Source organism: Wolbachia endosymbiont of Drosophila bicornuta (genome assembly GCF_028982105.1).
GTDB classification, from domain to species: domain Bacteria; phylum Pseudomonadota; class Alphaproteobacteria; order Rickettsiales; family Anaplasmataceae; genus Wolbachia; species Wolbachia pipientis.
Genome location: NZ_JAPQLF010000129.1, coordinates 3,216 through 8,022 on the forward strand (window position 1 = coordinate 3,216; position 4,807 = coordinate 8,022).

The window sequence follows — 4,807 nt, forward strand, 5'->3', positions numbered from 1 at the left end:
GTTTATGGCTATAGCAGGCCAGTAGCATATTACGGTCTGTTCGGATTATTGTAAAAAGAGCTATACTATAGCTTTTTCTATGTAAGTTGTTGCCCTTCTTTATCATTTTACCATTTGCAGCACCAACAGATATTTCAGAGCTAACAGAGCTAACAGTGCTAATAGTTTTTTCTATCGCTTTAGCCTGTTCATAGTCTTGACTCAAAAAATACATGGCCAGCCCAACAGCTATACTAGCAACAAGAACAGATGCTATCATTACACCTAGTATCATACCACCAGAAAGACTTACTGCAACATACACACCAGCTCCAAGTACAACACCAAGAAAACCACAAATCATTATGCCAGGCACTAAACTGCCTATCATAGCGCTTTCTTTTTTCGTATGAGCTTGTTTTTTCATACTTTTATAGCACTTCTCGCAATAGTCCGAATAGGATAAGATATGTGCTTATGGCTATGGTAGAGCAGTAGCATATTATGATCTGTTCGGATTATTGTAAAAAGAGCTATAATAAGCACTTCTTTTGTTTTTCCTTGAGCTAAATCTGAAGGAATTTTATTATCCGCGTTTTGTATCAAAGGATTTGCACTATATGTAACAAGAAGTGTGGTTATTTCTTCAGTTTTATTACCTATAACTGCATGATGTAGTAATGTATTTCCCTCTTCATCTTTAAAGTTTATATGAGTACGAAATTCTTCATCTAGATTTCTTATTGGGTTGTTTTTTGCATATATCCCAGATTGTATTGCTCTATCTAAGCATTGTATCACTTGTTCTAGTGATTGCTCGCCAGGATTTTGTATAAAATGAAGCAGAATTTCGTGTACTATAGCTTCCTTTGTAGTTTTTGGGCATCGTAAAGCGTAATTAAATGTCTGTGTAGCAATAACTTCTTCTTTTCTTTTTTTAAGAACAACCATTAAATCTTCAATCGCCTTTTCACCATCTTTTATTCCAAGAATTATTGAATCCAAATTATTTATCATGCTATCCTCCTTGGTTTGATTGCATTACTCATTAATAAATAATATAATAAATCCTGCTAAAAGTCAAGCAATTAATTAATAAGTTAATATAATCCTCCAAAAGGAGCTCCTTACTTTTTGTTCAGCATGTCCATTGGATCAGACTCTTTAAGCTTGCTGTTTGCTGAATTTATTCATCACAATAGCTACAATGTGCTATCGAAGTTCTCTGTAATCTTAGTTGGTTCTTCTAGAATATTCAAAATATCAGTTGCACAATAAACCCGATCTCTCTTTCCTTGAGAAGTTTGTGAAACGATGCCTAAATCTTCAAGCTTTACGATTGCTCTTTGGGCTGTTGTAAACACGACACCTAAGTTTTCAACCACTTTCCTTATAGTAAAGTAAGGGTTTAAAGACTATTAACTAAATCATTGTCCCATTCAAATTTTGGTGGCAAGGGGCTTGGTATAAATGCCTGATAACCATCGAATACTTTGCATGATGGCGATCCTTTAATATACATTCATTCAACCGAGCACACTATTTTTATAGTATATATTATTTTCAAATAAAGTCAAAAATGAAAATAAGGCTTTATCTTATTTGCGTGCATGAAAATAAGAAACTCTCTTATTATTGATTTTGCTCAAAAACGAAAATAGAAGAAGCTGCTGAACTTTATATATCCTGTTTTTCTGGAGAACTGCTATAAAACTTCTGAGTGAAGTCACTTAATTTTTACACATCTATTGTAGAGTAAGAAGAACCGAATTTGAAACAAAAATGCTAACTGATGCTTGGACTTTACTGACACTTACACTACTTGAAACTATACTTAGTGTAGACAATTTAATCTTTATTTCTCTAGCAATAGATAAGGTACCAAATGCGCTGAGAGAAAGAGTGCGACCTATGGGCCTTGGATTAGCACTATTAATGCGTTTTGTAATACTATTTTTTACATCATCTATATTATCAATGCAAAAACCTATATTTCACACTGCATCAGCAAGGGATTTACTTATGATCGCAGGGGGATTATTCCTTATTGTTAAGAGCTCTATGGAGTTACGGGATGACATCTTTGTATGTAAGAAAAATAAAAAGAAAGCAAACGTTAAATCAAAATTTTTTTTAGTTGTGCTACAAATTATATTAATAGATTTAGTTTTTTCGGTTGATTCGATATTATAGCTCTTTTTACAATAATCCGAACAGATCATAATATGCTACTGCTCTACCATAGCCATAAGCACATATCTTATCCTATTCGGACTATTGCGAGAAGTGCTATAACTGCTATAGCACTAACTTATAACATGGTAATAATTGCTACAGCATTTACATTTTCCATGCTAGCAATGCTGTTTTTATCAAGTTATACCGCCCAGTTAATCAAATCTAACCCAGGGTTAAAAATAATCGCCATTTTATTTATTTTACTTGTCGGTGTGTACCTCATACTTCATGGATTTCATATAGAATTACCAAAAGGATATTTGTATTCTTCATTTATGTTTGCACTGCTTGTGGAAATTATAAGAAAAATAAAGAAAATTAACCGTCATACCGCGATTCATTCGCGGTATCTCAGCCGCTAACAAGCAGCGGGATGAAGAGGTTGTCGTCATGTTGCCGCGAACTGTCATACCGCGATTCATTCGCGGTATCTCTAGATCCAGCTAACAAGCAGCGGGATCTTTTTGATTTACTCCCACTCAATAGTTGCGGGTGGTTTAGAAGTGATATCATAAACAACTCTATTTACTCCTGGAACATTATTAACAATTATACTGCCGACATTGCGTAAAAAATCCCAAAATACTAGCAAGTGTTGATCCTTATCTTCAAATGGAAATGCATCGGCTGTCATACCATCAGATGATGTTACAGCCCTTAAAGCACAAACATATCCATACGTACGACCATCTCCCATAACGCCTACAGTTTTTATTGGTAATAATACAGCAAAAGCTTGCCATATCTTATCATATAGATCGTAATTTTTCATCGTATTAATATATATTTCATCTACTTCTTGCAATATTCGCACCTTTTCTTCATCGACTTCACTTATAATCCTCACTGCAAGTCCAGGTCCAGGAAATGGATGTTGAAATATTATCTCATCTGAAAGCCCAATTTCTTTTCCAAGTAGCCTTACCTCATCTTTAAAGAGGTAGCGTAAAGGCTCCACTAGCTTCAGGTTCATCTTTTCTGGCAACCCACCAACATTATGGTGAGACTTAATTGTACTAGTGTTGTTTGAGGCATGCCCTGACTCAACTACATCAGAGTAGATGGTACCTTGCATCAAAAAATCCACATCACCTATTTTTTTTGCTTCTTCTTCAAACACTTCAATAAAAGTGTTACCGATAATTTTTCGCTTTTCTTCTGGATCAGTTATTCCCTTCAACATACTCAAAAATAAATTTGATTTATCAACGTAATTTACCGGAATCTCTTTCAACATAGCGATGGTTTGGTTCTTGCGTAACAACCCAGTATCGATAAAAATACAGTTCAATTGTTTTCCTATAGCTTTATGTGTGAGAGCCGCTGCAACGCTTGAATCAACCCCACCACTTACTGCAGCGATTACTTTTTTCTCTCCTACTACATTTTTGATTTTTTCCTTTTGCTCCTCAATAAACGACTTCATTGTCCAGTCTCTTTTGCAATTTGCAATATCCAAGAAGTTAGAGAGCAATTTACTGCCATTTGTTGTGGGCTTAACCTCAGGATGGAACTGAGTACAGTAAATCTTCCGCTGTTCGTTGACAATCATTGCAATTGTTTGATTTATCACACCTGATGCGATAACAGTAAATCCCTGTGGTATAGTATCAACACTGTCCGCATGGTTCATTAATACATCCACTTCAGAATTAACATCCCAGGTATCCTTTACAATGGGGGATTCTTTTAGTATCTTGATTTTAGTTCTACCAAACTCCTGTTTGAAACTCTCTTTTACTTTTGCTCCAAAATAATGACAAATGAGTTGCTGTCCATAGCATATTCCAAGTATAGGAACGCTTGTTGCCTCATTAAGTTTTATAATTTCATGTACTACTCTACTTGTTTCAGAACAATCATCATTTACAGATTGTGCTCCTCCAGAGAGAATAAACCCATTGAATTTTGATATTGTTTCAAAACTGATGTTGCTTGGAAATATCTCACAATAAACACCCATTCCTCTTACTTGTCTTGCGATAAGCTGTGTAAACTGTGAACCAAAATCAATAATGGCAATTGCTGACAATTTGCTCCTCCATATTATTTAAAACGATATCTGATAGTAAAGAAAATAATGGAGTAAGTAAACCAAGACCTGTTTAAAAGCTTTAACGCGTGGTACAAGTTAGCTATATAGCTAATTTTCCTACACCATACCGCTGCGGCGCTAACTAGTAGCGGAATGACAGCAATCTACGTCATACCGCCGCAGTATCTCAGCCGCTAACAAGTAGCGGGATTATCTTCATGCTGCCACGAACCGTCATACCACCGCGAACCGTCATACCGCGATTCATTCGCGGTATCTCAGCCGCTAACAAGAGATCCCGCTAACAAGCAGCGGGATGACGAGGTATAAACTTTATCGTCATGCCACCGCGAACCGTCATACCGCGATTCATTCGCGGTATCTCGGCAATAGATCCCGCTAACAAGTAGCGGGATGACGATTGTCGTTTAGCCATAAATGTTTAAGAAATTTACCAAGTGAAAAAAAAGGCAAAAGAAGCCCCATGGTGGTTGGCTATTTACCATGTACTAAAATATCGGCGTTTTTTTTATTCTAAAACGCTTGATTAAGAGC

Annotated in this window: 4 protein-coding genes and 3 pseudogenes; 2 read left to right on the forward strand and 5 right to left on the reverse strand. The window is 35.9% G+C overall.

Going from position 1 to position 4,807, the window contains the following annotated elements; all coding sequences use genetic code 11:
- The 3 genes and pseudogenes from OZD68_RS05475 to OZD68_RS05485 all read right to left on the reverse strand — a co-directional run.
- A pseudogene (locus OZD68_RS05475) lies at positions 1 to 406 on the reverse strand (hypothetical protein); the annotation flags it as partial.
- Entirely contained in the window at positions 403 to 996 is a 594-nt protein-coding gene (locus tag OZD68_RS05480) for a hypothetical protein (protein WP_275009213.1), read from the reverse strand. The gene OZD68_RS05480 and the pseudogene OZD68_RS05475, both read right to left, overlap by 4 nt.
- 185 nt (positions 997 to 1,181) lie before the next feature.
- Complete coding sequence (locus OZD68_RS05485; RefSeq protein ID WP_275009214.1) at positions 1,182 to 1,343, reverse strand: hypothetical protein; 162 nt, start codon at positions 1,341 to 1,343, stop codon at positions 1,182 to 1,184.
- Between the two features lie 418 nt (positions 1,344 to 1,761).
- Between OZD68_RS05485 and OZD68_RS05490 the strand changes: the two are divergent.
- Both OZD68_RS05490 and OZD68_RS05495 read left to right on the forward strand, forming a co-directional pair.
- A pseudogene (locus OZD68_RS05490) lies at positions 1,762 to 2,169 on the forward strand (TerC family protein); the annotation flags it as partial.
- Positions 2,170 to 2,273: 104 nt separating this feature from the next.
- Positions 2,274 to 2,579 (forward strand): annotated as a pseudogene (locus OZD68_RS05495) (TerC family protein); the annotation flags it as partial.
- 107 nt (positions 2,580 to 2,686) lie between these two features.
- On the opposite strand, the gene guaA reads toward OZD68_RS05495, so the two are convergent.
- Together guaA and OZD68_RS05505 are read right to left on the reverse strand one after the other, a co-directional pair.
- The gene (gene guaA, locus OZD68_RS05500) at positions 2,687 to 4,249 is read right to left on the reverse strand and encodes a glutamine-hydrolyzing GMP synthase (RefSeq protein WP_182309175.1); all 1,563 of its coding nucleotides are present in this window, start codon (positions 4,247 to 4,249) and stop codon (positions 2,687 to 2,689) included.
- Positions 4,250 to 4,553: 304 nt separating this feature from the next.
- Positions 4,554 to 4,688 (reverse strand): hypothetical protein, encoded by a 135-nt coding sequence (locus tag OZD68_RS05505; protein WP_255407357.1) that lies wholly within the window; start codon positions 4,686 to 4,688, stop codon positions 4,554 to 4,556.
- Positions 4,689 to 4,807: the final 119 nt, after the last annotated feature.

Coding starts and splice junctions, on each gene's coding strand:
- OZD68_RS05480 (WP_275009213.1), bottom strand. CDS start 996: ATGATAAATAATTTGGATTCAATAATTCTTGGAATAAAAGATGGTGAA.
- OZD68_RS05505 (WP_255407357.1), bottom strand. CDS start 4,688: ATGGCTAAACGACAATCGTCATCCCGCTACTTGTTAGCGGGATCTATT.